The sequence below is a fragment of the Nocardiopsis lucentensis DSM 44048 genome (assembly GCF_000341125.1).
In the GTDB taxonomy this organism is placed as follows: domain Bacteria; phylum Actinomycetota; class Actinomycetes; order Streptosporangiales; family Streptosporangiaceae; genus Nocardiopsis; species Nocardiopsis lucentensis.
On the sequence record NZ_ANBC01000227.1, the window covers coordinates 1 to 1592 of the forward strand.

Below are 1592 nucleotides of genomic sequence, written 5' to 3' on the forward strand. Positions count from 1 at the left end.
CGTCGCCCTCGCCCGCCTTGATGGCGTGGTAGGCCATGCGGGTGGTCTGGAGGGACGAGGAACAGTACCGGGTGACGGTGGTGCCGGGGACGGTGTCGAGCCCGAGCTGCACGGCGACGACGCGGGCCATGTTGAAGCCCTGCTCACCGCCGGGGAGACCGCAGCCCAGCATGAGGTCGTCGATGTCCTTGGGGTCGAGCTCGGGCACCTTGGCCAGGGCGGCGCCGACGATCTGGGTGGTCAGGTCGTCGGGGCGGATGTCCTTCAGGGAACCCTTGAAGGCGCGGCCGATCGGGGAGCGCGCGGTGGCGACGATGACTGCTTCGGGCATGTGCTTCGTCCCATTCGGTGTCGGGGTGCTGCGGTGACGCTCCGTCGGTTCGCCGGACACCTGTCTCGACGTCCGCGACGCGTCTTGTTACTGACCAGTTAACATCTCGGGCCCTCGGCGTCGCCACCCGGGGTCGGCCTTGGCGTGCCGTCCTGACCACCGGTTCCCTCCCCGGTGGTCCGGCCGGCCGTCTCGACCGCCCGGTCCGCGGCCCCGGTCTCCCCGGCGGCGCCCGCCCGGGTCACGCGCGGGCGGAAGGGGGCCCGGATCAGCGCCCATCCGTCGCCCACCATCGCCCGTGAGGGGCGCTCCGCGCCGGAACGGACCACCACCCTCGACGGACGCCTCCGGCGCAGCCAATCGGTCCAGTGCCCCCGCCTGCCGGAATGCTCGACGGGGACCCGGGAGACCTCGGTGCCCGGGGTCTCGGCGGCCATGACCGCCGCGCGGTCCACCGGCAGGATGCCCTCGGGGCGGCCGATCTCCCCGATCTCTGGGAGCAGCCCGAGCGCGGCGCACGCCGAGGGCAGGACGGCGGAGGCGGCCTGGGCGTACCCGAGGGCTGACGGATGGAATCGGTCGGGTCCGAACATGGAATGCGGATCAGACCGGAAGTCGTCGGCGAGAAGGTCGCTCAATGACACCGTGCGCCCGCCGGCCTCGGTGACCGCGATGGTCTGGGCGGCGGCGAGTTGGCGTGAGGCACGTCGCGCGACCGACCGCAGCGGCCACCCGATCGGCCGGACGGTGCCCAGATCCGGGCAGGTCGCCACGACCACCTCCGTGCCGTGGTCGACGAGGCGGCGGGTGAGGTCGCGCAGCTGCTTGACGGCGTCGTTCGGGCGGACCCTGCGGATGACGTCGTTGGCCCCGATGAAGACGACCGCCACGTCGAAGCGGCCGCCGTCCCGAAACGCTCCGGCCCGCTCGGCCTGGGGGCCCAGGTCCGCTGAGGTGGCGCCGGGGAAAGCGGTGCACCGCAGCAGCACCCTCCGGTCGGCCGCGTTCGCGATCCCCGTCGCCAGCAGCACGCCGGGGGTCTGCGCGGCCTCGGCGACCGCGAATCCGGCCGCGGTGGAGTCGCCGAGCATGAGCATCCGCAGCGGTGGCCCGTCGCCGTCGCCGTGGAGCCCGTTCACCTCGGGCCGGTCCCAGTCGGTGACGCCGACCGCGCGTCGCGCGAGCCGGGCCTGGAGGTAGAGGAGGGCGACGGTACCCGCGCCCACGAGCGTCACCCCGCCGCCACCGCACGCCGTGGCGG

2 protein-coding genes are annotated in these 1592 nt (G+C 73.9%); both read right to left on the reverse strand.

The window, feature by feature from the left end; genetic code table 11:
• Positions 1-331: thiolase family protein (locus tag D471_RS33400; RefSeq protein ID WP_040688785.1), on the reverse strand; the 331-nt coding region annotated here is incomplete at its 3' end.
• A 98-nt stretch (positions 332-429) separates the two neighbouring features.
• Positions 430-1592, reverse strand: a 1163-nt coding sequence (locus D471_RS33405; protein WP_040688788.1) for an SGNH/GDSL hydrolase family protein, incomplete at its 5' end; no start/stop codon positions are given.